18 protein-coding genes, 2 tRNA genes and 1 pseudogene are annotated in these 25,283 nt (G+C 44.7%); 11 read left to right on the top strand and 10 right to left on the bottom strand.

What is annotated here, in order from left to right:
* Together D7V92_RS19275 and D7V92_RS19270 are read left to right on the top strand one after the other, a co-directional pair.
* Window positions 1–225, top strand: a pseudogene (locus tag D7V92_RS19275) (polysaccharide biosynthesis protein); the annotation flags it as partial.
* A gap of 144 nt (window positions 226–369) precedes the next feature.
* The gene (locus D7V92_RS19270) at window positions 370–3,669 is read left to right on the top strand and encodes an AsmA-like C-terminal region-containing protein (RefSeq protein ID WP_121773553.1); all 3,300 of its coding nucleotides are present in this window, start codon (window positions 370–372) and stop codon (window positions 3,667–3,669) included.
* On the opposite strand, the gene rfbB is transcribed toward D7V92_RS19270, so the two are convergent.
* A complete protein-coding gene (rfbB, locus tag D7V92_RS19265; protein ID WP_121773552.1) occupies window positions 3,661–4,800 on the bottom strand; it encodes a dTDP-glucose 4,6-dehydratase in 1,140 nt (379 codons plus the stop codon). The two genes, D7V92_RS19270 and rfbB, sit on opposite strands and share 9 nt — an antisense overlap.
* Window positions 4,801–4,813: 13 nt before the next feature.
* On the bottom strand, window positions 4,814–5,371 hold the full coding sequence (gene rfbC / locus D7V92_RS19260; protein WP_121773551.1) for a dTDP-4-dehydrorhamnose 3,5-epimerase: 558 nt from the start codon (window positions 5,369–5,371) through the stop codon (window positions 4,814–4,816).
* 166 nt (window positions 5,372–5,537) lie between these two features.
* Here rfbC and D7V92_RS19255 point away from each other — a divergent pair.
* From D7V92_RS19255 to guaA (D7V92_RS19235), 4 genes are all read left to right on the top strand, one after another.
* Window positions 5,538–5,609, top strand: a tRNA-Cys gene (locus D7V92_RS19255).
* Between the two features lie 59 nt (window positions 5,610–5,668).
* A tRNA-Cys gene (locus D7V92_RS19250) sits at window positions 5,669–5,740 on the top strand.
* A 391-nt stretch (window positions 5,741–6,131) separates the two neighbouring features.
* Window positions 6,132–7,652 carry a glutamine-hydrolyzing GMP synthase gene (gene guaA, locus D7V92_RS19240; RefSeq protein WP_005854975.1) on the top strand — a complete coding sequence of 507 codons (1,521 nt, stop codon included), beginning with the start codon at window positions 6,132–6,134 and terminating at the stop codon, window positions 7,650–7,652.
* 51 nt (window positions 7,653–7,703) lie between these two features.
* Window positions 7,704–9,011: a glutamine-hydrolyzing GMP synthase gene (gene guaA / locus D7V92_RS19235; RefSeq protein WP_005854978.1), complete on the top strand. Its 1,308-nt coding sequence runs from the start codon at window positions 7,704–7,706 to the stop codon at window positions 9,009–9,011.
* Between the two features lie 88 nt (window positions 9,012–9,099).
* Here the strand turns inward: guaA (D7V92_RS19235) and D7V92_RS19230 are convergent, their stop codons facing one another.
* The 8 genes from D7V92_RS19230 to D7V92_RS19190 all read right to left on the bottom strand — a co-directional run bounded on the left by D7V92_RS19230 (window position 9,100) and on the right by D7V92_RS19190 (window position 17,340).
* A complete protein-coding gene (locus tag D7V92_RS19230) occupies window positions 9,100–9,837 on the bottom strand; it encodes a DUF1080 domain-containing protein (RefSeq protein ID WP_057327341.1) in 738 nt (245 codons plus the stop codon).
* Between the two features lie 765 nt (window positions 9,838–10,602).
* The gene (locus tag D7V92_RS19220) at window positions 10,603–11,301 is read right to left on the bottom strand and encodes a 16S rRNA (uracil(1498)-N(3))-methyltransferase (RefSeq protein WP_005854983.1); all 699 of its coding nucleotides are present in this window, start codon (window positions 11,299–11,301) and stop codon (window positions 10,603–10,605) included.
* 38 nt (window positions 11,302–11,339) lie between these two features.
* Window positions 11,340–12,656, bottom strand: coding sequence for a NupC/NupG family nucleoside CNT transporter (locus D7V92_RS19215; RefSeq protein WP_008780242.1), 1,317 nt, complete (start codon window positions 12,654–12,656; stop codon window positions 11,340–11,342).
* Window positions 12,653–13,294 carry a bifunctional nuclease family protein gene (locus tag D7V92_RS19210; protein ID WP_009275899.1) on the bottom strand — a complete coding sequence of 214 codons (642 nt, stop codon included), beginning with the start codon at window positions 13,292–13,294 and terminating at the stop codon, window positions 12,653–12,655. The genes D7V92_RS19215 and D7V92_RS19210 overlap by 4 nt, the downstream gene beginning before the upstream one ends.
* A 72-nt stretch (window positions 13,295–13,366) precedes the next feature.
* On the bottom strand, window positions 13,367–14,113 hold the full coding sequence (locus D7V92_RS19205) for a sensor histidine kinase KdpD (protein ID WP_233572879.1): 747 nt from the start codon (window positions 14,111–14,113) through the stop codon (window positions 13,367–13,369).
* 183 nt (window positions 14,114–14,296) lie between these two features.
* Window positions 14,297–15,367, bottom strand: coding sequence for a hypothetical protein (locus D7V92_RS19200; protein ID WP_121773550.1), 1,071 nt, complete (start codon window positions 15,365–15,367; stop codon window positions 14,297–14,299).
* 237 nt (window positions 15,368–15,604) lie between these two features.
* A complete protein-coding gene (locus tag D7V92_RS19195) occupies window positions 15,605–16,402 on the bottom strand; it encodes a M48 family metallopeptidase (RefSeq protein WP_121773549.1) in 798 nt (265 codons plus the stop codon).
* A gap of 8 nt (window positions 16,403–16,410) precedes the next feature.
* On the bottom strand, window positions 16,411–17,340 hold the full coding sequence (locus D7V92_RS19190) for a DUF5106 domain-containing protein (protein ID WP_008780245.1): 930 nt from the start codon (window positions 17,338–17,340) through the stop codon (window positions 16,411–16,413).
* A gap of 81 nt (window positions 17,341–17,421) precedes the next feature.
* Here D7V92_RS19190 and D7V92_RS19185 point away from each other — a divergent pair, with 81 nt between their 5' ends.
* The 5 genes from D7V92_RS19185 (at window position 17,422) to glpK (ending at window position 25,234) form a co-directional block, all read left to right on the top strand.
* A complete protein-coding gene (locus D7V92_RS19185) occupies window positions 17,422–18,309 on the top strand; it encodes a LysR family transcriptional regulator (protein ID WP_008773321.1) in 888 nt (295 codons plus the stop codon).
* A gap of 109 nt (window positions 18,310–18,418) precedes the next feature.
* The gene (locus D7V92_RS19180; protein ID WP_022191709.1) at window positions 18,419–19,474 is read left to right on the top strand and encodes a YeiH family protein; all 1,056 of its coding nucleotides are present in this window, start codon (window positions 18,419–18,421) and stop codon (window positions 19,472–19,474) included.
* Window positions 19,475–19,560: 86 nt separating this feature from the next.
* Window positions 19,561–21,906: a transglycosylase domain-containing protein gene (locus D7V92_RS19175; RefSeq protein ID WP_005855004.1), complete on the top strand. Its 2,346-nt coding sequence runs from the start codon at window positions 19,561–19,563 to the stop codon at window positions 21,904–21,906.
* A 230-nt stretch (window positions 21,907–22,136) separates the two neighbouring features.
* Complete coding sequence (locus D7V92_RS19170; protein ID WP_009275902.1) at window positions 22,137–23,702, top strand: glycerol-3-phosphate dehydrogenase/oxidase; 1,566 nt, start codon at window positions 22,137–22,139, stop codon at window positions 23,700–23,702.
* Between the two features lie 32 nt (window positions 23,703–23,734).
* Window positions 23,735–25,234, top strand: a complete 1,500-nt coding sequence (gene glpK / locus D7V92_RS19165; protein ID WP_008773317.1) for a glycerol kinase GlpK — start codon at window positions 23,735–23,737, stop codon at window positions 25,232–25,234.
* Window positions 25,235–25,283 lie beyond the last annotated feature (49 nt).

Below are 25,283 nucleotides of genomic sequence, written 5' to 3'. Positions count from 1 at the left end.
TATGAGGAGGTACTCAATGAGGAGGAAACCTCCAAGCCTACTTTTCATCCGAAGATCAAGATCGCCCAAGTCCGTGCGTATGATTATGTTGACGCCAATCTGCGGATTGATGCCTTGGTACATGCTTGTGCCGTGGAGGGGGATATGCAGATCGTGAAGCGGATGAAGGAGATTGTTCCCGAGTTCAAGAGCCAGCATTCTAAATACGAGGTTCTGGATAAATAAATTGTAGAAAAATAAATAAGATGTAAAAAGAAGGTCTCTCATTGCGGGGGGCCTTTTTTTATGAGATAAGCGTTGTCTTTGGGATAGTATTTCGTATTTTTGCTCATACAATTTAATTAGTGTTGTTTGTGATAAGATGAAGGAATGAGTATGGTACGAATAAGAAAGATATTGCTGGTTGTTGTGTCTGCGTTGGTCGGGATCTTTTTCATACTTCCCTTGATCGGGGTTGGTATACTGAAATGGGCGGTCTTACCTCCGGAGAAGCTGACACCGCTGGTCGTAGAAAAAACAAACGAATTCATAGAGGCGCACTTGGAATGTGAGCGGGTGGAGTTGACTTATTTCGAGACGTATCCTTATCTGGGAGTGAAGTTGACAAATGGGCGTTTGATCTCACATCAGGCTGAGGATTCTATAGAACATCAGGAGGATTTGATGATTCCTTCGGATTCTTTGCTGTCTTTCAAAAAAGCGATCGTCGTATTTAACCCTACGGATTATCTGTTTAGCGGGAAAGTGACGATTCCTCGGGTTATCATGGATAGTATCCGTTTTTATGGTTATGTGAATGAGGAGGGAAAGGCGAATTGGGAGATTTATCAAAGTGAGATGGATTCGGTAGACGAATCATCGTCATCTCCATTGCCTAAAATAGATTTGCAGCAAGTGCATATTACGAATGGGCATTTTGTCTATGATGACCGGCAGCAGGATTTATATACGGCGATCGATGGTTTCTTTTTACATATAGACGGCCTTTTGACCCAACGAGGAAATAAGTTGGATGTGGAGACCGGTTCTTCCTCGATCGTATTCCGTAGCCCGTCTTATTCTTTGGCGAATAAGTTAGCGTTACGCTTCAAGGGACGTTTGTTGTTGGCTGACGGACTTCGCCGGATTGGGTTGAGGGACGCGGAGTTGCTGGTGAATAACCTGCCTTTTACGGCGGATGGCTTTATGGTGCCGGCTACCGAGGATAATCCGTCACGGATCGATATGACTTTCGGGTTGAAGGTTTCCGATATGAATGATCTCTTACATTTTATTCCGGATGAATATTTTAAGGATCGGGATAAAACACTTGCTGAGGGACGTATTATTTTGGAAGGGGATATCCGTGGAGAATTAGGGGATAGTATTGTTCCGACCGTGAACTTATGCTGCAAGATAGAGGATGGTTCTTATCATGTAAAAGGTATTGAACAGGGGATCGATACCTTGCGCATGGACGTGGATTTACATTTGAATGGCGCTTACCCGGATTCTTCTTATGTCTCTTTGGAGGAGTTGACATTGATCGGGTTGAATACCTCGTTGACCATGAGTGGCGAGGTTAGGGATATCTGGAGGAATCCCGCGATTCGGGCGGAGATGAAAGGGCAGGTCGATTTTACCCGTTTGGCTAAAGAGTTCTTGAATCCCGACACACTGCTGCTGGAGGGTACCATGATGGCTGATTTATCTACGGTGTTTAAGGTGGATGATATCGTGAATAGCCGCTTCGCCAAGGTCAAATCATCCGGCAATTTGACGGTTGATTGCTTCAAGGCGTTTAGTAAGCCGTTAGGCGTGGATATGTATATCGCTGGGGCGAATCTGTTTGTAGGATCTACGGAAAATGAAAGTAAATATCTGAATGCGAAAGGATTGTTGAGCGCTAATCTATCGGTGGATACCTTGAATATAAAGTATAAGGATGAGATCAGTACGAATATCGGTGGATTGAAGATGGTAGCCAATACGACGCCGGTTATTGATACAACGGCTGTTATCCCTATGACCGCAGGGTTGGAATTTGATCATTTACGCACCAAGTTGCCGGATTCTACCTGGATGGTGGCCGGTAAGACCGTGTTGAAAGGGGGCATCAAGGCTTCTTCTACAGATAAGCGGATCCCTATGGCGGGAGCTACGATCTCGGTGGACACCTTAAAATATATTCTTATCCCTTTACGGACGGGTATGGTTCTGACGGAAAGCCAGTTCTCTTTGGAAGCATTACCTTATCGGCAAGCGATCCGTCAACAACGTGAACGCCGTATTGCCGCCGGTGATACCTTGCGCAGGCGCACGCAGACCACCCGAAGGGCGAATAGACAGCGGTCGCAAGTGGATTCGGTCGCTTCCTCAAACAGTGTCTTACGCCAATGGGAGGCTCGGGGACAAGTGAGGTTTAAGCAATTGAGGGGCTTTAGCCGCTTATTCCCCATTCCGATGTATATTGATGAGACAAGCGTGAAATTCAATACTAACAATATGACGTTGAGTGGTGCCCACCTGCATTTAGGAAAGAGCGATCTTACTTTGAGCGGAGAGCTTAGCGACATCCGGCGGGCCATGCTACGGGGAGGAAAGCTGAAAGCGAATTTCGAGTTGGAATCCGATCTGATCGATTGTAACCAGTTGATGCTGGCTATAAGTAAAGGTTTGCAGTTTTCTGATCAATTGGCATCCAATTCGGTTGGGGCCTTCTCGGAAGACAGTATCTCCGTACTGGAGACGGATCATCTATTAGCGAATACCGTGGATAGTGTCGCTACGGATTCGATCTCTCAACTATTTGTCGTTCCGAAATTCTTGGATCTGACGCTTCATACAAATGCTAAAAAAATAGATTTTAAGGATCTGAAGTTGGAGGATGTGAAAGGTGAGGTTGTAATCCGGGATCAAAGTATCAATCTGAGCGATTTATGTATGAGCTCGAATATCGGTTCCGGAGATCTGACGATGGTTTATACGACCAAAACAGATCAAGAGGCGACTATGGGATTTGAGTTGTCCTTAAATGATATTTTAGTAGAACGGTTAATCAGTTTATTCCCGGATATCGACACATTGGTCCCTATGCTTCGTTCGTTCGAAGGCATGGTAGATTGCCAGATGACGGCGACTTGCAAGGCGGATTCTACGATGTCCGTGTTGCTGCCGTCTGTAAATGCCTCTTGCTACCTGAGCGGAAAGAATATGGTGCTGCTGGATGGTGAGACATTTACCGAGATATCGAAGACGTTGATGTTCAAGAATAAAAAACGGAATATGATTGATAGTATAGCGGTAGATTTAGCGATCCATGATAACAAGATCGAGGTATTCCCATTCTTGGTGGAGATGGACCGGTATAAAGTAGCCGTAGGAGGAACGCATAATTTGGATATGACGTTCGATTACCATCTCTCGGTTTTAAAATCGCCAGTGCCGTTTAAGCTGGGTATCGATATAAAAGGGAATCTGGATGATTTCAAGTTCAAGATAGTGAAATGTAAATATAAAGATTTCTTGAAACCTGCCAAGCAAGCGGAACTGGATAGTACCCGCAGGAATGTGCGTGAGGAGATACGCGAGACGATCCGGAAACAAATAAGAGAGGCCGCTCCCGAATTAGGAAACAGCCTCTCTGAGATTCATCCACATACACACGGTCACGTTGAGGAATCAACGTGATCCATACATTTGCTCGTAATATTTCATGTAATCTCCACCGGTGATATCCTCTACCCATTTTTGGTTCTCAAGATACCAACGGATGGTTTTTACGATACCGACCTCGAAGCAGGTCTCTGGTGTCCAGCCTAATTCGTTGGTGATCTTCGTCGGGTCGATGGCGTATCGTTGATCATGGCCCAGACGGTCTTTTACGAATGTAATCAAGCTGTCGTTGATCCAGTCGATAGAGATTTGTCCATCGGCACCGATCTCTTTTTTCTTTAATACTTGGCGATATTCCGGTTGTTCGGTCATTAGTTGATGGATCGTCCGGATCGTGAGTTTCACGATCTCGATGTTCTGCTTCTCGTTATGACCGCCTACGTTGTAAACCTCTCCCACACGCCCGTGGTGGATGACGGCGTCGATCGCCTTGCAATGATCCTCTACATATAACCAGTCGCGTACGTTTGTGCCGTCACCATATACAGGTAGGGATTTACCTTCCAATATGTTCTTTATGATTAAGGGAATCAATTTTTCCGGGAAATGGTAAGGTCCGTAGTTGTTGGAACAACGGGTAATAGATACCGGCATCTTATATGTCTCGTGATAAGCCTTTACGAATAAGTCCGCGCTTGTTTTGGAGGCGCTGTACGGGCTTCGGGGATCTAAAGGCGTGGTCTCGTGGAAATACCCTTCGGAACCTAGGCTTCCATAGACCTCATCGGTAGAGACTTGATGGAAACGTACACCTTCACGCCATACCGGATAACCTGTCTCGGCCTTACCGGTAACCCATGCTTTTCGTGCGGCGTCCAATAGGTTTTGTGTACCGAGGATATTGGTTTGCAGGAATAGCTGGGGATTTTCGATGCTTCGGTCCACATGACTTTCAGCGGCGAAGTTCACGACATAATCGAAGTTGTATTTCTCGAATAGCTGGTCGGCCAAGGCACGGTCGCAAATATCGCCTTTCACGAACTCGCAACGTACTCCATCGATATTCTCGGCGATGGTGCCTAAATTACCTGCGTAAGTCAGCAAGTCTAGGACAACGATCTTGATATCGTCATATTTCGCCAGCATGTGTTTGATGAAATTGGCACCGATAAAACCGGCGGCGCCGGTAACTAGGTAAGTTTTCATATCTGTACAGTGTTTAGTATTTGAAATTAAGCTCAGCGTCTTTCAGCGATGGAGCTTTGGTGTCTTTCTCGGATAGGTTGATCGATTCCGGATCCGTGATGCCCCAATCTACATGGACCGTGGGATCGTCATAGCGGATTCCCCGTTCATGCGTCGGAGTATATGGATTATCTACTTTATAGGTAAAGATAGCCTCGTCACTTAATACATGGAATCCGTGGGCGAATCCCTGTGGAATGAATAACTGGCGTTTATTCTCGTCCGATAACTCTACAGCTACATATTTGCCGAATGTGGGCGAGCCTTCACGTACATCTACGGCTACATCCAATACCCGTCCTTTGATCACCCTGACTAATTTAGATTGAGAATAGGGCGCTAGCTGATAGTGTAATCCTCGTAATACGCCTTTAGAGGAGCAAGATTCGTTGTCTTGTACGAACTGGATTTTTCCGATATGCTCCTCGAATTCCGCTTGCTTAAAAGCTTCCATAAAGTATCCGCGCGCATCTTTCAATACCTTTGGCTCAATGATCCATACGCCCGGTATTACAGTTTCTGTATAAGTCATTTTTTTCGTTATTTATCTATTTGATAGGCAAAGGTAAGCTCATTTTCTCTACTTCTATAATATTCGGAAGGAAAAATAAAAAAGAAAGGAAAAGTTTGGAAATTCCAATATTATTCTCTTTCTTTGCACTCGCAAAACGAAAGTAGTTGTTTTGTGTTGAAATTATGGTTCCTTGGATGAGTGGCTTAGTCAGCGGTCTGCAAAACCGTGTACGGCGGTTCGAATCCGCCAGGAACCTCTAGGTAATTGAAAATTTAGAATTAAGAATTGAAAATTACTTTTATTTTTGATTGATTCGGTTCCTTGGATGAGTGGCTTAGTCAGTGGTCTGCAAAACCATGTACGGCGGTTCGAATCCGCCAGGAACCTCGGAGGAAAGCCTCGAAGTTGTTTGTAATGAACGCTTCGAGGCTTTTTTTGTTTTGTCCGTCCGGAACCCTCGTCGGGTTATCGGACGGTTCGCTGTTTTCTCGGCTTCCCTTGGCCGGATCCTTAGGGGGATTTGTGGTTTTCCTCTTGAGGTATTCATCTTCTAATGGCTGTTGCATGATTGTCCACCATCCGTTGCATGATCATGCAACAGTTGGTGGACAATCATGCAACAGATGGTGGATAATGAATGTCTCAGGAGGAAAGGCGTAATAGGACAAGGGAAGATCCTTTAAAAGTATCGTGATAAGGAAGAATATTTGCCCAGTGTGTTTATGCTTCCCGAATTTATTACTACCTTTGCGCCACTCAATTAAATAATCATAATTGCATGCACGAGAAACTTATTATTCTTGATTTCGGCTCGCAAACAACCCAGCTTATCGGCCGTAGGGTCAGAGAGTTGAATATGTATTGTGAGATCGTTCCTTATAACAAATTCCCGCATGACGCTACCGACGTGAAAGGTGTGATCCTTTCCGGAAGTCCTTATTCCGTATACGACGAGAATGCCTTTAAGGCTGATTTGACCGAGATACGGGGGAAGTATCCCGTCTTAGGTATTTGTTATGGAGCGCAGTTTCTAGCTTATACATCCGGAGGTAATGTGGAACCGGCTAATTCACGTGAGTATGGACGTGCTAATTTGTCGCACATTGATGGTGAGGATGAATTACTGAAAGGGATCCATGTGGGTTCACAGATATGGATGTCTCATGGAGATACGATTACCGTATTGCCGGATAATTTCAAGGTGATCGCCAGCACGGACGACGTGAGGGCTGCCGCTTACCATGTGGAAGGTGAGCAAACGTGGGGCGTTCAGTTTCATCCGGAAGTATTCCATTCGACAGACGGTACGAAGTTGCTGGATAACTTCTTGAATATTTGCGGATGCGCCAAGGATTGGACACCGGCTTCCTTTATCGAATCTACCGTAGCTGAGTTGAAGGAGCAATTGGGAGATGATAAAGTGATCTTGGCTCTTTCCGGCGGTGTGGATTCATCTGTTACGGCCGTATTGCTGAATAAGGCGATTGGTAAGAACTTGACTTGCATTTTCGTGGATCATGGTTTGCTGCGCAAGAATGAGTTCGAGAACGTAATGAGGGATTATGAGCATTTAGGATTGAACGTGATCGGCGTAAACGCGAAAGATAAGTTCTATAAAGAACTAGCGGGCGTTACGGAACCGGAGAAGAAACGTAAGATCATCGGCAAAGGATTTATCGATGTCTTCGATGAGGAGGCGCATAAGCTGAAAGATATCAAGTGGCTGGGGCAAGGTACGATTTATCCGGATGTGATCGAGTCGCTGTCTATCACAGGTACGGTTATCAAGAGCCATCATAATGTGGGCGGACTTCCGGATACGATGAACTTGAAACTCGTCGAGCCGCTTCGTCTTCTTTTCAAGGATGAGGTTCGCCGTGTCGGTATGGAGTTGGGTATGCAACCGCATTTGATCAAGCGCCATCCGTTCCCGGGACCGGGATTGGGTATCCGTATCTTGGGTGATATCACGCCGGAAAAGGTACGTATCCTGCAAGATGCTGACGATATCTATATGTCATTGATGCGTGAGTGGGGACTTTACGATAAGATTTGGCAAGCCGGAGTGATCCTGCTTCCGATTCAATCCGTAGGTGTAATGGGCGATGAGCGTACCTATGAGAATACGGTAGCTTTACGTGCGGTAACTTCCACGGACGCCATGACCGCCGATTGGGCGCAGCTTCCGTACGAGTTCCTCGCCAAAGTTTCCAACGAGATTATCAATAAGGTGAAAGGCGTAAATAGAGTCGTGTACGACATCAGCTCGAAGCCGCCTGCAACCATCGAGTGGGAGTGACATTTGTCTTAGGTATAACAAAGTGTAAAATCAATAAAATTTAAAAGTCACATGAAGCAAGATATGATTGTTATCTTGGATTTAGGTAGTCATGAGAATACGGTGTTGGCTCGTGCTATTCGTGCGTTAGGCGTTTATAGTGAGATTTATCCGCATGACATCACGGTTGAGGAATTAAAAGCCTTGCCAAACGTGAAAGGTATCATTATCAATGGTGGTCCAAACAATGTTATCGACGGTGTAGCTATCGACGTGAATCCGGGTATTTACGAGATGGGCACTCCTGTAATGGCCGCAGGTCACGATAAGGCGTTGTGCGAGGTTAAATTGCCGGAGTTTACGGATGATGTCGAGGCGATCAAGGGCGCTGTCAAGTCTTTCGTGTTCGATACTTGCAAGGCTGAGGCAAACTGGAATATGACGAATTTTGTCAATGACCAGATTGAGTTGGTGAAGCGTCAGGTAGGGGATAAGAAAGTTCTGCTGGCCTTGTCTGGAGGTGTCGATAGCTCTGTAGTAGCCGCTTTGCTTTTGAAAGCGATCGGCGATAAATTGGTTTGCGTGCATGTGAACCATGGTTTGATGCGTAAGGGCGAGTCCGAGGATGTCGTTGAGGTCTTCAAGAACCAATTGAATGCCAATTTGGTGTATGTAGACGCTACCGATCGTTTCTTGAATAAGCTGGCCGACGTGGAAGATCCGGAGCAAAAGCGTAAGATTATCGGTGGTGAGTTTATCCGTGTATTTGAGGAAGAGGCTCGCAAATTAGATGGAATCGATTTCTTGGCTCAAGGAACGATCTATCCGGATATCGTGGAGAGCGGAACGAAGACGGCTAAGATGGTGAAATCCCATCATAACGTAGGCGGTCTGCCGGAAGATTTGCAATTTGAGTTGGTTGAGCCTTTGCGTCAATTATTCAAGGACGAGGTTCGTGCTTGTGGCGTAGAGTTAGGTTTGCCTTATGACATGGTTTATCGCCAGCCGTTCCCCGGACCGGGTTTGGGCGTACGTTGCTTGGGCGCTATCACTCGTGATAGACTGGAAGCGGTACGTGAGTCGGATGCGATCTTACGGGAGGAGTTCAAGAACGCCGGACTGGATAAAAAGGTATGGCAATACTTTACGGTAGTACCCGACTTTAAGTCGGTTGGCGTACGTGATAACGCCCGTTCTTTCGAATGGCCCGTGATTATCCGTGCCGTCAATACGGTAGATGCCATGACCGCTACGATCGAACCGGTTGATTGGCCAATCTTGATGAAGATTACGGATCGTATCTTGAAAGAGGTGAAGAACGTGAACCGTGTATGCTACGATATGTCTCCGAAACCGAATGCGACAATTGAGTGGGAGTAATTAGGCTTACTTTTTAAACAGATATAAAAAGGCCCGGTGATTTATCAGAATCCCGGGCTTTTTATTTATATACGATAGATTCGAAGAACTATTTTAGTTCACGGATCTTGATATTACGGAACCATATAGGATAGCCATGATCTTGCAGACCTATATAACCTTCTTTAGAGATACCTTCGGTAAAACCCGGGAAGTTCTTGAATTTACTGTTAGCTACCAGATCATCCCACTCTTTGCTCCATAAAGTGTACTCAACTACTTTTTTGCCATTTTGAGTATGCGTTACTTTTCCATCTTTTACACGGATTACGATCGTATTCCACTCGCCGGCAGGATTAACTGTTTTCGGATCTGCGGGAAGCATGTCATATAGAGAACCTGCTAGGTGGTTCGCTAATTTGTTGTCGGTTGCGTCCACGTTATCTAGTACCTGTACTTCGGGAGCCGCATAATAAATAGGTTTGCCGGGTACTTCGCGTACATAATAGAAGATACCGGAGTTGCCCATCTTGCTGGCTTTCCAGTCTACCGAAAGCTCGAAGTTTTTGAACTTTTTGTTCTGGTAAAGGATATCGCCATTAGCGCCTTGTCCCGGTTTCTTGCCTTCGCCGGTAAATACTTTCATTGCATTGTCTTCTATAACCCAGTTCGCGGGCATAGCGGTTCCGTTACATTGACGCCATCCTGAGAAGTCTTTTCCGTTGAATAATAATTCCCAGCCAGCTTTTTTCTCCTTCTTAGTCAATGTATTCGGAGTTTGAGCGATACAGGGGATAGCCATAGCTATGGCTGAAAGAATCAAGAATGATTTGAACAAATTTTTCATGTTACTTAAATTGTTATTAGATTAGATTTGTTAATATCATTACAAATGTAGCAATTTGCTTAATAACCCTTATGAGGATTAACGTATTTTTAATGGAAATAGGATTATTCTATATTAGTGTCATCTTCAATACCCTTTAGAAAGTCGGATAAAGAGATATTTAATGCTCTGGTTATTTTAATTAAGGTTCCGATTTTGATATCTTGTTTGGCTTGTTCTAATATAAAAATATTGACGTCGGATCTGAACATCAGTTCACGTTGTGACATACTACGTTCCTTGCGTAAAGATTTTATCCTTTGCACAATACGTTGTATTATTATTTTGTCACTCTCGTTTATCATAAATAGAGTAACAAAGTATGTGAAGATTTTTATGTAAATAGCTATAGTATATTATAGCATAGGTCTGTTTTTTTCGTATATTTGCGGTGGCTATTGATCAAATATGCTGATCTGCGTTCATGTTTTTGTTGTATTCATTAAAATTGATAATTGCAATTGCAACGCATTTGCTTGTTTAGTTAAGGTGGTTTTCATTTGTGACAAGCAGTAAAGACATCCTGTCAGTGATTGATCGGATGTTTTTTTGACTGCTGGAGAGTGACGTTTTTATAAGCCATCCCGTACTTCTGTCTGTAAACAAGACAGAATATGGGGATAGATTGACAAACTGTTAAAACGAATCCGAATAACAGACAGGGCATCTGCGATCAATAATCAAGTTACGATTACCCTCCGGTAATGTGAGGCATCTTACCGGACTCTATTGATTTAACACATGAATCGTATGGCAAGCCACTAGCGCAGCCGTTTCCGTACGCAGCCGGCTCTCTCCTAAAGAGATCGGCTCGAAGCCATTCTCTTGAGCCAGCTTGATTTCTTCCGGGCTAAAATCACCTTCCGGTCCGATGAGGATTAAGGCATTCTCTCCCGGCTGATACGTATGTTTTAATAGTGGCTTCTCGCCTTCCTCGCAATGGGCGATAAACTTACGCCCGTCAAAGGGAGTGGCGACAAACTTCTTGAAATCTGTCATTCCTTCTAACGCTGGCAAAGTCGCTTTCTGGGATTGCTTCATTGCACTGACCAATATCTTCTCCAATCGAATCGGCTTGATCTCTTTACGCTCCGAGAAACGACAATTCAAACAGGTGATCGCATTGATCCCTATTTCCGTCGCTTTCTCCACGAACCACTCCATCCGGTCCATGTTTTTGGTAGGAGCTATGGCTATATGGAGATTGAAGTTCCAGAGATCGGGTTGTTTCCAACTCTCTAAGAGGGTCACCTCACAATGTTTGGGATGCGCCCGGCTAATAGCCGCTTTATAAAAAGAGCCTTGCCCATCCGTCAATACTATCTCATCGCCTTCACCTAGACGAAGTACCCGTATACAATGTCCTGCTTCTTCTTCCGGTAATTCCGGCTTGATAGCTATATCTGGTGTATAAAAAATCTGCATGACCATCTAATTTTCAATTCTCAATTCTCAATTTTCAATTACCCAAGGATCATACCAATTATAGTAGCCGATAGCACAGAGACCAGGGCTCCGCCGATCATGGCCGGTACGCCGATACGTGAAATTAATCCTCGTTTTTCCGGGGCTAATACGCCCAATCCGCCTAATAAGATACCGATAGACGATATATTAGCGAATCCGCAAAGGATATAAGTAGACATCAAGATCGATTTCTCATACATGAATAATCCGGCATCTTTCCATTGCTGTAATTGGAAATAGGCGACAAATTCGTTCAATATGGTCTTTTGTCCCAGTAAAGATCCTACCAGCATGATATCCTGGCCCGGTACACCTATCAACCACATGAAAGGAGCGGTGATTACGCCCAGTATGAACTGGAAAGTCAGTCCTTTTGCTTTGCCGTCCGAGATCTGTACGATCCAGTCGTTCAATCCCGTGTAACGTCCAATTACGTCTTCCGTAACATAATTCGCTAACGCTACTAACGAGATGAATACCAATAACATGGCAGCGATATTCGTCATTAATTTTACGCCGGTAACCGTACCTGATGAGATGGCATCTAAAATATTCGAGTTCTCTTTTTCCTTGCCGGAGACAGCTACATGATCCGTGGCTTCTTCTGTTTGCGGACAAAGCATCTTCGCTAAAACGATTGAACCCGGTACTGCCATCACGGAAGCCGAAAGCAAATGAGTGGCAAATAAAACCTTCGACGCCGGATCTGTTCCTCCCAACATACCTATGTAAGTACCCATTACGGAACCGGCGATCGTACCCATTCCGGATACCATGACCAAAAATATCTCCGAACGATTCATTGTCGGCAGGTAATTCTTGATCAACACAGGAGATTCTGTCATTCCCATAAAAATATTACCGGCGGCCACTAATCCCTCCGAGCCGGATATATTCATGAATTTACGCAATACCCACGCAAAGGCACCGACTACTTTCTGGATAATCCCCCAATGGTAAAACATGGAAACCAAGGCGGAGAAGAAAATAACAATCGGTAGCGAATGAAGCAAGAAACTGAATCCTGCCGCTTTAGAGGCATACGGGCCTAATAAGAAAGTAAGACCGGCATCCGTGAAGTCCATCAACTTAACAAATATCTTGCCACATCCTTCCAATAGGCTTCCGACGAACGGTACATATAAAACCGCCAAGGCGAATACGATCTGCATGAACAAACCTCCACCTACTAATTTCCAATCGATCCGTTTACGGTCATAACTCATCGCATAGGCGATACCTAAAATCGTAATGATCCCAAGCAGACCTCTTAAAAGTGAGACCAGTCCGAATCCTCCTTGTTCTCCAATCATTTGTTTGTGTCCTCCTCTTCTTCTCGACGGCGCAACTCGTCTTTATACATTTTCGCGTATTCGTAATTTTCGTCCGCTATAGCGTCTTCCAATCGCTCGTTTATTTCTTGGATATCCAATAGGCTTAACCATTTCTTTAACTGGGCTTCGTCCTTAATCTCATCCGGTTCTAATTCTAATAAATTGTCATCGTCCTCCGGTTCGTCAGCGGGGATGGACAGGGTGTCTTCCAGTACGACACCGCATTCCTTTACAATCTCCTCGGAAGTAAAGATGTCGCAATTTACCCGAAGCGCTATGGCAATCGCGTCGGAAGTGCGAGAGTCCAGCTTTATCGAGCGCTCACCGTCGCTAAACTCTAATTCTGAGTAAAACACACCATCTTCGAATTTGTATATGTAGACTTCCTTAAGAATGACGTTGAAGGCTTGCGCAAAAGTGGCGAATAAGTCGTGTGTTAATGGACGAGGAGGTACGATATGCTCCAAAGCGATCGCTATAGACTGTGCTTCAGCGGTTCCTACGATGATTGGAATTCGCCGTGGACCATTTTCCTCTGCCAAAATTAACGCATAGGCCCCGGATTGAATTTGGCTGTTCGCTAATCCTTGAACCCTTAATTTTATTCTTGTACTCACAGATCTGAAATTTAAAATTGTATACAAAAGCAAAAGTAATATTATTTTCGGGATTATCGCGAATAAATGTGATTAATCACTTTCAGTGTGTTTGGGGTTAAGGGGAAGGATAATGGAGAAACGGCTTCCTTTTCCTATTTCGGACTCTACGGCGATATACCCATCGAAACGTTCGGTTATCACTTTGCAAATGGATAGTCCCAAGCCGGTACCTTTGGCGAATTCATCCAGTTTCGTGAAACGATTGAAAACGGCGTCTTGCTTTTCTTTCGGGATACCAATGCCGGTATCTTCTACGAAAATATGTATATGCCGCTCTTCCTCTCGGTATTCATAACCAATCAATATATATCCCTTTTGCGTGAATTTGATAGCGTTGCTAAGAAAGTTGGTAATCACTTGTGTCAACCGAAGCTTATCCGTGGGAATGGATATGCTTTTTTCCGGTATTTGCATACGAAGTTCTACGTTCTCCGGCATTAAAACTTGGAAAGTCTGGTAAATCGTGCTTATTAATTCATTTAGAGAATATTGCTGGAAAGAGAATGACATACGGCCCGATTCGATACGGGAAAGATCTAAGATATCATTGATAAGGTTCAATAACAGATCGCTGTTCGTATTGATTAACTCGGTAAAGTTTTCCCGTTCTGCCTTACTGAGCTCGATGTCTGTGTTCATAAGATTCGAGAATCCGACGATAGCGTTCAATGGAGTCCGTATCTCATGGCTCATATTCGCTAAAAATGCCGATTTCATTTGGTCGGACTCTTTAGCCTTCTCTAAGGCTACTTCCAGTTCCTTGTTCTGTTTTACCAAATTGGCTTGCGCTAATTTCTTATATTTCTGTTCTCTGGAATATAGCTTCCATAATCCCGTGGCAACGATATTGATAAAGATGAACGCTACGCAAATGAAAGCGATTAGCTGTTTCTTGTATAGCTCATAAAAAGGGATATTGACTAAACGGGCATAAGAAGGGATCTTCTCGATAGGTATTCCCTATGCTTTTATGCTATGCCATACGAGAATATATTCCTTACTGCTTTCTTTGATCGGAATTTCTGCGACAGGGGTCCCTTTCAACACTAATGAAGCCATTTCCGCCTGTTCTTGTGCTTGTATTTCTACGGATGTGAAATAACCTCCGATGTATCGATTCCGTCTTTTAGCCGGATGATATTGAATCGGTTCGTAATGAGCGGAGAAGCTGGGATAATTGACTAATTGATAAAAAGCTTCGGAGGTATGATCGTATTTTATATCTAGATAAGTGCTTTGATCCAGAGTGCCGGACAAATTAAAGAGCAAAGAAGATCCCGGTAAAACTCGGTATGGAAGGGTATTTATTTTTGCTATACAGTTTTTTCCCGGTAGCGACCGCATCTGAGTGCCATTTTGGGTAAGGTCTATGAGCCTCTTTACAAATAGACTGTCATTTGTTCCGATTTTATCTAACTCTAGCCCCCGGATTTTAAGGCGGATTATTTCTATTTCCGGGTGTCCTTGTATTTGTTGCCAAAAGTCATTAAAGGATTTTCTTCCAAGGATTGTCCGGTCGCAAGGAATCTGGATTTGCAATACTCCGAATAATTTATGTATAAATTCTATATTCTTGATGAAGTCTTGTTTGTCGTGTAGTCCGGTAAGATTGGGGTACTTCTTTAAAAGCGACCAATTCGGATAATTTACGCCGGCGAAAACAATCGGTATTTCTTTTAGATACGGGTGTCCACAAGCTAATAAAGAGTAGCAAGCTTGATCATCGTTTACTAATATGATATCGGGTTTAATCTCTTTGATCGAGTCAATATAATTATACATTCGGGCTATTTCGGCACTATCCAGATATTGCTCGCAATCTAGATAGAATGTATGAATCTTCGGGTTTATTTTTTGCTTATTGAATGTTCGTTCCAGCACTTCATTAAAAATCGGGTAGGTATCTTTCTTTTGCTCAAAAGAATGGATAAGCACGACTTTCTTTTCTTCTTTTTCTTGGCAACCTAGGGTTAACAAAGAGACAAGAAATATGGATATGGCAAAAATTAAATATTTATGTGTGTGTTTCATGATTCTTAATAGATAGATCTTTTGCAAAGGTAGAAGTTTTTTTGATTATCAAAGCAAAAAAAATGGTCATCCGTCACGGACGACCAATCTTCATTGCTAACCTTAAATCTAATACCATGAAAAACACGGTGCAAATATATAGTATTTTATGTTGTATAGCATGATTTCGTGGCGTAAATCCTTGATAAGTTAGCTTTATTTTAATAATAGTCCGTCCTGCTAAAGGACCGTTAACAGTTATTGCTTGCTTTTCACGTACTCATCGGCCTTCTCTTTTACCCGATCGGCACGTTTTTGAGTCTCGGGATGGCTTGAGAACATCTGCATAAACTTGGACGATTTAGCTTCCGACTCACTCAGTTGTAACAATTTATTTAATGAGTTAGACATTCCGTACGGATCTCGCCCGTTATCTATACAAAACTGGAAACCGAATTCGTCCGCCTCATACTCTTGTTTCTGGGAATATTGAGCGCCGGCCAAGGCCTGTGCCATGTCTCCCAGTTGAGAGTCGGTCAGTTTGGATACGGTTCCACTTACAGCTCCGGCGGCGTTTTTAGCGGCGGAGGTCAAGTAAGCGTTTTTCATGGCGTCTTTAGAGTCGGAATGAACGACGTGCCCGATCTCATGACCGATAACGGCGAATACCTCGTCATCGTCCATGATTTTCATCAATCCGCCACATACGCGTACACTTCCGTCTCCACAGGCGAAAGCGTTTACATCTACTACATTATATACTTTAAAGTTTAAGTCTAGGCCGGAAACTTTCTTTAAATTGGCGGTCAAGCGTTCCAAGCGTTGTCCCATTTCCGTATCCGGACCTGCTACCTCGTTATGAGTGTCCATCCATTGGATGTACTCTTTTGCCATTTTGGCTACATCCTCGTCGGATAGAGTAGCGGCATGCGCTACATCAGTCGCGGCATTAATCACTTTTTTCGTATTAATGGTCTTGCCGCCAATCTTGAATTGGGCGGAAACCGTTAGGCTCACTCCTGCTAAGAAAGCCAAGGACAATAAGATTTTTTTCATGTTTTAAATTAGTTAGTTGTTTGTGATAAATAATTTTCGATCTGTTGAAAAGTAGCGTCTTTCAACAATACTTTTTTCTCTTTGTTTAATAGATATAATGTGGGTATCGCTTTTAAGTCGTAGATCTCGTCGTTTTTAAGCGAAACACTTTTGTCGTATGAGTTGATCCAATCTTTAGGCATGACGGAAACATGCTCTTTCCATGCGTCCAGATCCTCGTCCGGATAAACGGCTAAGATCTTTAGTTTGTTGCTTTTTGAAAATTCATTGATCAAGAAGGACGATTCCATTTGTCTGGTTATTTCTTGACAAGCATGACAGTCCGGATTATAGAAAAATAATAATAGATAATCCGCTTTTATATTGTATAATTTCCCGGTTTGTCCGTTCGCTAATGTGTACGTGAAATCGGTCGCAGGCGTCCCGATTCTGTTTTTTAATGCGAGCTCTAGCAAATGGGCGGGACGTATCTTTTCCACATCGCTTAATGACGAGGATTCGGTAAGATATTCCAATACTGCTATATACATTTCCTCATTCCTTAGGGGGGAGTTCGGGTCGTATAGATATTTCTCCATCATCTCGGAAAAGTACTGAAACATGGCACTGTCTTGTTCTGTTTGTTTCATCATCGCTTTTACGGAAGAAGACATAGCCGCAGGCGAGACATAGTTCATCAAATCTATATAGTTGGATAATGCCTGCTCGGTCACTTGAGGTTCATGGATATAGGTCGTATCCTTGAAGTCGAATTTATCCCAATAATGTTTCACTAAATATTCGGCCCTTTCCACTGGGTCTGTGATTAGGGTGGGGACTGAGACCATTTCAAAGGTGGGTGGCGCTACATTGGATTCTTCCGTTTTTTGATTGCGTTGACCACTGCATGCGTTGACGGTCAACGTCAACAATAAAACATATAGATATTTCATATTCATTCATATATTTATGTTTCAATCTACAAATATATAGTATTTTTTTTATCTTTGTTAAATTAAAACAGCAAAAGGTAGAATATCATGGATTTTCGATTAAAAGTATTTCATAGCGTAGCTTGTAACTTAAGCTTCACGAAAGCGTCCCGGGAATTGTTCATTAGCCAACCCGCTATTAGCAAGCATATCCATGAGTTGGAGGTTCAGTATAAGACGCCTCTCTTTGAACGAACAGGTAGCCAGATCCGTTTAACTCGTGCGGGCGAGTTGTTGTTTTCGCATACCCATTCCTTATTGGCTTCGTATCGTCAATTGGATTTCGAGATGAATCTGTTGACAAATAATTTTCTGGGGGATTTACATTTAGGTGCCAGTACGACAATATCCCAATATGTTCTTCCGCCCGTGCTTGCTTTATTCATTAAGATGTTTCCGGATATACATGTATCTGTATTGAATGGGAATAGCCGGGATATAGAGTTGGCTTTGCGAGATGGAAAAATAACGTTAGGATTGGTGGAAGGGACTACCCGTCAAAATACGATGCATTATATACCTTTTATGAAGGATGAGTTAGTGGTTGTCACTCATGTAGGGTCTAAGTTGGCTGCTTATGACGAACTGACGTTGGAACAACTTTGTGCTTTGCCCGTAGTACTTCGTGAAAACGGCTCCGGTACGCTTGAGGTCTTGGAGGGGACCTTGGCAAAACACCAGATCAAACTGTCGCAATTGAACGTATTATTGCAGCTAGGTAGTACGGAGAGTATCAAATTATTCTTGGAAAATTCCGATGCTTTGGGAATTCTTTCTATTCGGGCGGTGACACGTGAGCTGATGGCAGGACGTTTGAAAGTGATAGATATTGAGGGTTTTAAGGCCGAACGGACTTTCTCCTTTGTGGAGCCGCAGGGGCAGAACAGCGGTATGGAAGAAAGTTTCATGCGTTTTGCCAGTCAACATTGGCAATAACTTTAGGTTATTCGCTATAAAAACTTGTGAAGTAAGGGATCGGATGAAAATATGTACTTTCGCGAACGAAATCAAATAATGATATGTTGTACTAAATAAATCAATAATTATGTTTAGTGAAAAACGAGGTAACGTATTACATGGTGTCTTGCTGATAGCTCTTTTCTCTTGTTCCGCATTCTATATCGCGGAGTTCCAGTTTATTAAACAATTGTCATTCAGTCCGCTGATTGTCGGCATTATTTTAGGTATGTTGTACGCCAACAGCCTGAGAAACCATTTGCCGGAGACGTGGGTTCCGGGTATCCTGTTTTGTACTAAGCAAGTGCTTCGTGCGGGTATCGTACTATATGGGTTTAAGCTGACCTTCCAGAGCGTGATTGCGATCGGCCTTCCGGCAATCCTGATCGATATGGTGATCGTGGTGCTTACCATCTTGATCGGTGTTTGGGTGGGGCGATTGATGAAAATGGATAAAGACCTTGCTTTACTGACCGCCACGGGTAGCGCTATTTGCGGGGCTGCCGCGGTATTGGGCGCTGAACCGGTCGTGAAGTGCGAGGCTCATAAGACGGCGGTTGCCGTATCGACAGTCGTGATTTTCGGTACGCTTTCTATGTTTATTTATCCGGTGATGTACCGTGCAGGTATTCTTGATTTAGACCCTGAGCAAATGGGACTTTATACGGGTGCGACCTTGCATGAGGTAGCTCATGTGGTAGGAGCCGGTAACGCTATGGGAAAGGAAATTTCGGATGCGGCTATTATCGTGAAAATGATTCGTGTGATGATGTTAGCTCCTGTGCTAGTGGTCATGAGTTTCATGTTGGCTCGAACCGCCGTGAAGTCCGTGGTTAACGGGGGGAGGAATGGCGGAGGCGTTGCCCCTTCTCGTGGTAAGATCACTATTCCTTGGTTTGCGTTTGGTTTCTTGGCCGTGATTGGTTTCAATTCGCTCGACTTGCTTCCTCATGCGGTTGTAGATGGGATCAATCAGGTAGATACATTCATGCTGACAATGGCCATGACTGCTCTTGGTACGGAGACTAGTATCGAGAAATTTAAGAAAGCTGGCGCTAAGCCCTTTGTTTTGGCCACTATTTTATATGTTTGGTTACTAGCTGGTGGTTATTTGTTGGCGAAATATGTGCCTCAACTTGCATAAGATCGTATTTTCCTCTATTTTTGTGATCTTAAATAGGTCGTTGTGGATAAGATGAGTCTTTTATCCATACCGTGAAATATAAAAAGATGGCATCAAAGATTACAAAAGGTATCCTTATTTCTTGTTGGATAGTATACCTCGCTATATTAGGGGCGGTGGTAATGGTGTTTATGGCGATAGCGAATGGTTCAATTGGTTATATGCCTCCGGTGGAACAATTGGAGAACCCGATTGATAAATATGCTTCCCAAGTTATCTCCTCGGACGGAAAGGCGTTGGGAGCCTATGCGCATAGCAAAGACAATCGTATTTACGTGAATTATGAGGATCTTTCGCCGGATTTGGTGAAAGCCTTGATCGCTACCGAGGATATCCGGTTCGCCGAACATAGCGGTATCGATGCGCAGGGTTTGTTTCGTGCCATCGTGAAGCGGGGTATCTTGATGCAAAAAAGCGGTGGTGGCGGTAGTACCATTACCCAGCAATTAGCGAAGCAATTATTCTCGCCGAGTGCCGATAATATGATGGAACGTCTTTTCCAGAAACCGATCGAATGGGTGATCGCGGTTCAATTGGAACGTTATTACACAAAGGAAGAGATTATAAATATGTATCTGAATAAGTTTGACTTCTTGTACAATGCCGTGGGAATCCAATCCGCATCTCGTGTGTATTTCGGGAAGACCCCTAAAACCTTGAAGATCGAGGAAGCCGCCACGTTGGTAGGCATGTGCAAGAACCCTTCTTATTTCAATCCGGTTCGCCATAACAAGCGTACCATCGGCCGTCGTAATACGGTTTTGGAGCAGATGGAAAAGGCCGGGTACATAACCAAGGCGGAATGTGATTCGTTGAAGGCTTTACCCTTGGTCGTACATTTTACCCGTATGGACCATAAAGACGGTTTGGCTCCTTACTTCCGTGAATACCTTCGTCTGACAATGACCGCGAAGAAACCGGAGCGTAAGGATTACGCCTCTTGGCAATCTCAGAAATTCAGTGAGGACTCATTATCTTGGGCGACGAATCCATTATATGGATGGTGTAACAAAAATAAAAAAGCCGACGGAGAATACTATAATCTTTATACGGATGGCTTGAAAATCTATACGAGCATCGATTCCCGTATGCAGAAATATGCGGAAGACGCTGTCCGCGAACATATGAGTAAAGATCTTCAACCGGCTTTCTTCCGGGAAAAGAAGGGACGTAGCTATGCTCCGTTCTCAAGAGACGTAAGTGTCGGTCAAGTAGACACGATGTTGATGCGTGCGATGCACCAGACAGATCGTTACCGGGCGATGAAGAAGAGTGGAATGGCTGAGGCCGATATGCGCAAGGAGTTTGAGAAGCCTGTCGATATGCGTGTGTTTAGTTGGGATGGTCCGATCGATACGATCATGTCTCCCTTGGATTCGATTCGTTATCATAAGAGTTTCTTGCGTACGGCGTTTATGTCGATGGACCCTCGCACCGGGCAGGTCAAGGCTTATGTAGGTGGTATTGACTATAATGACTTCCAATATGATATGGTGAATGGCGGTCGCCGTCAGATCGGTTCTACCATGAAACCGTTCCTTTATTCGTTGGCGATGATCGAGGGGATCAGTCCTTGCGACCAGATGCTACATGTGCAGCAGCAGTTGATGGACGAGAACGGTCGTTTGTGGGTTCCCCGTAACGCCAGCGCGAAGCGAATCGGCGAGATGGTTACGATCAAGTGGGGATTACAGAACTCGGATAACTGGGTAACCGCTTATCTGATGAGCCAGCTCTCACCTTATACGTTTGTTCGTTTGCTTCATTCTTTCGGCTTGAAGAATCATATCGATCCGGTTATCTCGGTCTGTCTGGGTACTCCGGATGTATCGGTGGGTGAGATGGTCGGGGCCTATACGGTATTTGCCAACAAGGGCATCCGGGTAGAACCTTTATTCGTGACCCGTATAGAAGATTCATATGGAAATACAATCGCGAACTTTACCCCACAGATGAGTGAGGTGCTGACGGAAGATGCTTCCTATAAGATGCTACATATGTTGAAAAGCGTAATCGACGGTGGTACCGGAGGACGTGTACGTTTCCGCTACGGTATCAAGGCGGAGATGGGTGGTAAGACCGGAACGACCCAGAATAACTCCGACGGTTGGTTCATGGGATTTACGCCTAGCTTGGTTTCCGGCTGCTGGGTAGGCGGCGAGGACCGTTCCATCCATTTCGACCGCTTGGCGGAAGGGCAGGGAGCGAGTATGGCGTTACCGATTTACGCCCTTTATATGCAAAAGGTTTATAAAGATAAAACGTTAGGCTACTCGGAAGACGAGACTTTCGAGATCCCCGAGAAATACGCGAACCCATGTAGCGAAGGAGGGGAGGAAGATAGCCCTACGACTCCACCGGATACAGGAGGTATCGATAAGATGTTTGAGTGATAATAATCAGACTATTACAGTTTTTTTAAATTCCCCGTAAGGAAAACTTTTGTTTCCCTATAGCAAAACAAAAGTTTCTTCAGCAGGAAACTTTTGTTTCTTCCAATAGAAACTGCAGTTATCTTTATGGAAAACAGAAAGCGCTACTGATCCTTTTTCCCAAATCCTTTGTTATACTAAGAATTAATGGTTAGATTTGTGACTGTTAATCTTAATAAAGGAGGAGCTATATGGACCGTAGTAAAATGATTTCTCAGTTGGAAGACCCGTCTGAAGTCTTTGATTTTCTTGTGATCGGAGGAGGAGCTACCGGCATAGGTATCGCTCTGGATGCTTCGACAAGAGGATATAGAGTCGCCTTATTCGAACAATCGGACTTTACGAAAGGAACTTCCAGCCGTAGTACGAAGTTGGTCCATGGCGGTGTCCGTTATTTGGCGCAAGGAGATATCTCCTTGGTTCTGGAAGCCTTGCGCGAACGAGGCCTGCTACGCCAGAACGCTCCCCATTTGGTAAAAGATCAAACCTTCTTAATCCCTTGTTATCGTTGGTGGGAAGGCCCGTTTTATACGATAGGCCTGATCCTATATGATGTGATGGCCGGAAAATTAGGTCTGGGACGTTCGGTTTGTATCGGTCCGAAACGGGCGCTCCGTACCATTCCGATGCTTCGTTCGAAAGGGATGACCGCCGGGGTGCTTTATCATGACGGCCAGTTCGATGATTCCCGTCTTGCGATTAATATGGTCCGCAGCTCTATCGACGCTGGCGCTTGTATCTTGAACTACGCGAAAGTCATAGGGCTTCTGAAGGACGACGACCGCAAAGTATCCGGCGTTACGGTTCGAGATGAGGAGACCGGTACGGTTTATCAAGTAAGATCCCGTTGCGTGATCAACGCTACCGGTGTCTTCGCCGATGAGATCTTGCAAATGGACGAGCCGGGTAAACGCCCGACCGTTCGCCCCAGCCAAGGAGTCCATTTGGTATTGGATTCCTCTTTCTTGCAAAGTGATTGCGCCATTATGATTCCTAAGACATCGGATGGACGTGTGTTGTTCGCCGTACCTTGGCATGATAAAGTCGTGGTAGGGACAACGGATACCTTGATGGAATCGCCGGAAAAAGAGCCGGTAGCCTTAGAGAAAGAAATCCAATTTATACTCGATACGGCCGCTAACTATTTGACCCGGCCACCCAAGCGAAGCGATGTCTTATCCGTGTTCGCGGGGCTTCGTCCGCTCGCCGCTCCCCGTAGCGAAGGTAAAAAGACAAAAGAGATATCACGTAGCCATAAATTGATCCGGGAGAAATCCGGCTTGATCACCATTATCGGAGGCAAATGGACAACCTACCGGAAAATGGCTCAAGATACCCTAGACCTAGCGATACGTTACATGCATATTCCTACAAAAGACTGTATTACCGAGCGTTACCAAATCCATGGTAGCCGGAAGAATCCGGATTTCTCCGATCCTTTATACGTATATGGTACGGATGCCGACGAAATCCGTAACTTAGTGGCCTCTTCCCCCGCCATGGCGGAGAAGTTGCATCCGGACTATGCCTATACGGTAGGAGAGGTGACTTGGCTGGTCCGTAATGAGATGCCTCGTACTTTGGAGGATGTATTGGCACGCCGTTTGCGTATCTTATTCTTAGACGCACGGGCAGCGATGGCGATGGCTCCTAAAGTAGCGGGGATTCTGGCTACGGAATGGGGGAAGGACGAGACTTGGACCTCTGCTCAGGTAAAGGCGTTTAATGAGGTTGCCTCGAATTATATACTGAATTGACAAATTGATAAACGATACTAATATAGAAGGATATGAATTTTCGAAATAAATATGTGTTGGCGATCGATCAGGGAACCACTAGCTCCCGGGCTATCCTGTTTAATCATCAAGGAACTATTATTACGTTGGCTCAGAAACCATTCCAACAGTATTTCCCGAAACCGGGCTGGGTAGAGCACGACCCGAATGAGATTTGGTACACCCAATCGTCTGTCATCAAGGAGGCGATGGCAAAAGCGGATGTCACGGATAGCCATATCGCCTGTATCGGAATCGCTAACCAACGGGAGACTACCATCATCTGGGACCGGGAGACTGGCTTTCCCGTATACAACGCGATCGTATGGCAGGATCGCCGTACGGCGGATTATTGCGAGGAACTTAAATCGCAAGGCTGGGCGGAACGTATCCAGCAGAAGACCGGATTGGTGATCGACGCTTATTTCTCCGCCACGAAGATAAAATGGATATTGGATAACGTAAAGGGTATCCGGGAGCGTGCGGAGCGGGGAGAGCTATGCTTCGGTACGGTAGATACTTGGCTGGTTTGGAAACTTACCCGGGGCGCTCAATTCATTACGGATGTGACGAACGCTTCCCGTACCATGCTTTTCAATATCCGTACTTTGCAATGGGATCAAGAGTTATTGGACTTGTTTACGATACCTGCCTCGATGTTACCGCAAGTGAAAGCCTGTAGTGAGGTTTACTGCGAGACATCAACTCCTATTTTTAAGAAAGGCATCCCGGTATCCGGTATGGCTGGCGACCAACAGGCGGCTCTGTTCGGCCAGCTCTGCGTAGAGGATGGTATGATCAAGACAACCTACGGAACCGGCTGCTTTATGATCCTGAATACCGGCAAGGAACCCGTTCTTTCCCAGAATAACCTATTGACAACGATCGCGTGGAAATTAGGGGATCAGACGACCTATGCGCTGGAAGGTAGTGTCTTTGTGGGAGGTGCCGTCGTTCAATGGTTGAGGGATGGGATCGGCTTGATTCCGAATGCCTCGATTACTGAGCAAATGGCGAAATCCGTCAGTGATAATGGGGGTGTTTATTTTGTGCCGGCGTTAACGGGTTTGGGTGCGCCGTATTGGGATCAATACGCACGTGGCGCTATTATCGGGATTACCCGCGGAACTACGGCGGCCCACTTGACCCGTGCGGCTTTGGAGGGCATCTGTTATCAAGTATATGATGTATTGATGGCCATGGAAAACGATATTCACGCCAAGCCGAAAGAGATTCGGGTAGATGGCGGTGCTATCGCTAATAACTTCTTGATGCAATTCCAGTCCGATATCTGCCGCTGTCCGGTCGTACGTCCGAATGTATTGGAGACGACTGCTTTGGGTGCCGCTTATTTGGCGGGCTTGGCGATCGGCTATTGGAAGGATATCGATGAACTGAAAGAACAATGGTGCTTGGATAAGGTCTTTAACCCACAAATGAAAGAGGATACCGCCCGTAAATTATTGAACGAATGGCATAAGGCGGTGGGGCGTTCTCAGAATTGGGCTGAATAATGAAAATCATCTTATAGGCAGATTAACAAGTTAACAAATTCTTAAATTA

The sequence above is a fragment of the Parabacteroides sp. CH2-D42-20 genome (genome assembly GCF_003670185.1).
GTDB lineage: Bacteria > Bacteroidota > Bacteroidia > Bacteroidales > Tannerellaceae > Parabacteroides > Parabacteroides distasonis.
This window is presented reverse-complemented; position numbering and strand designations above follow the sequence as displayed.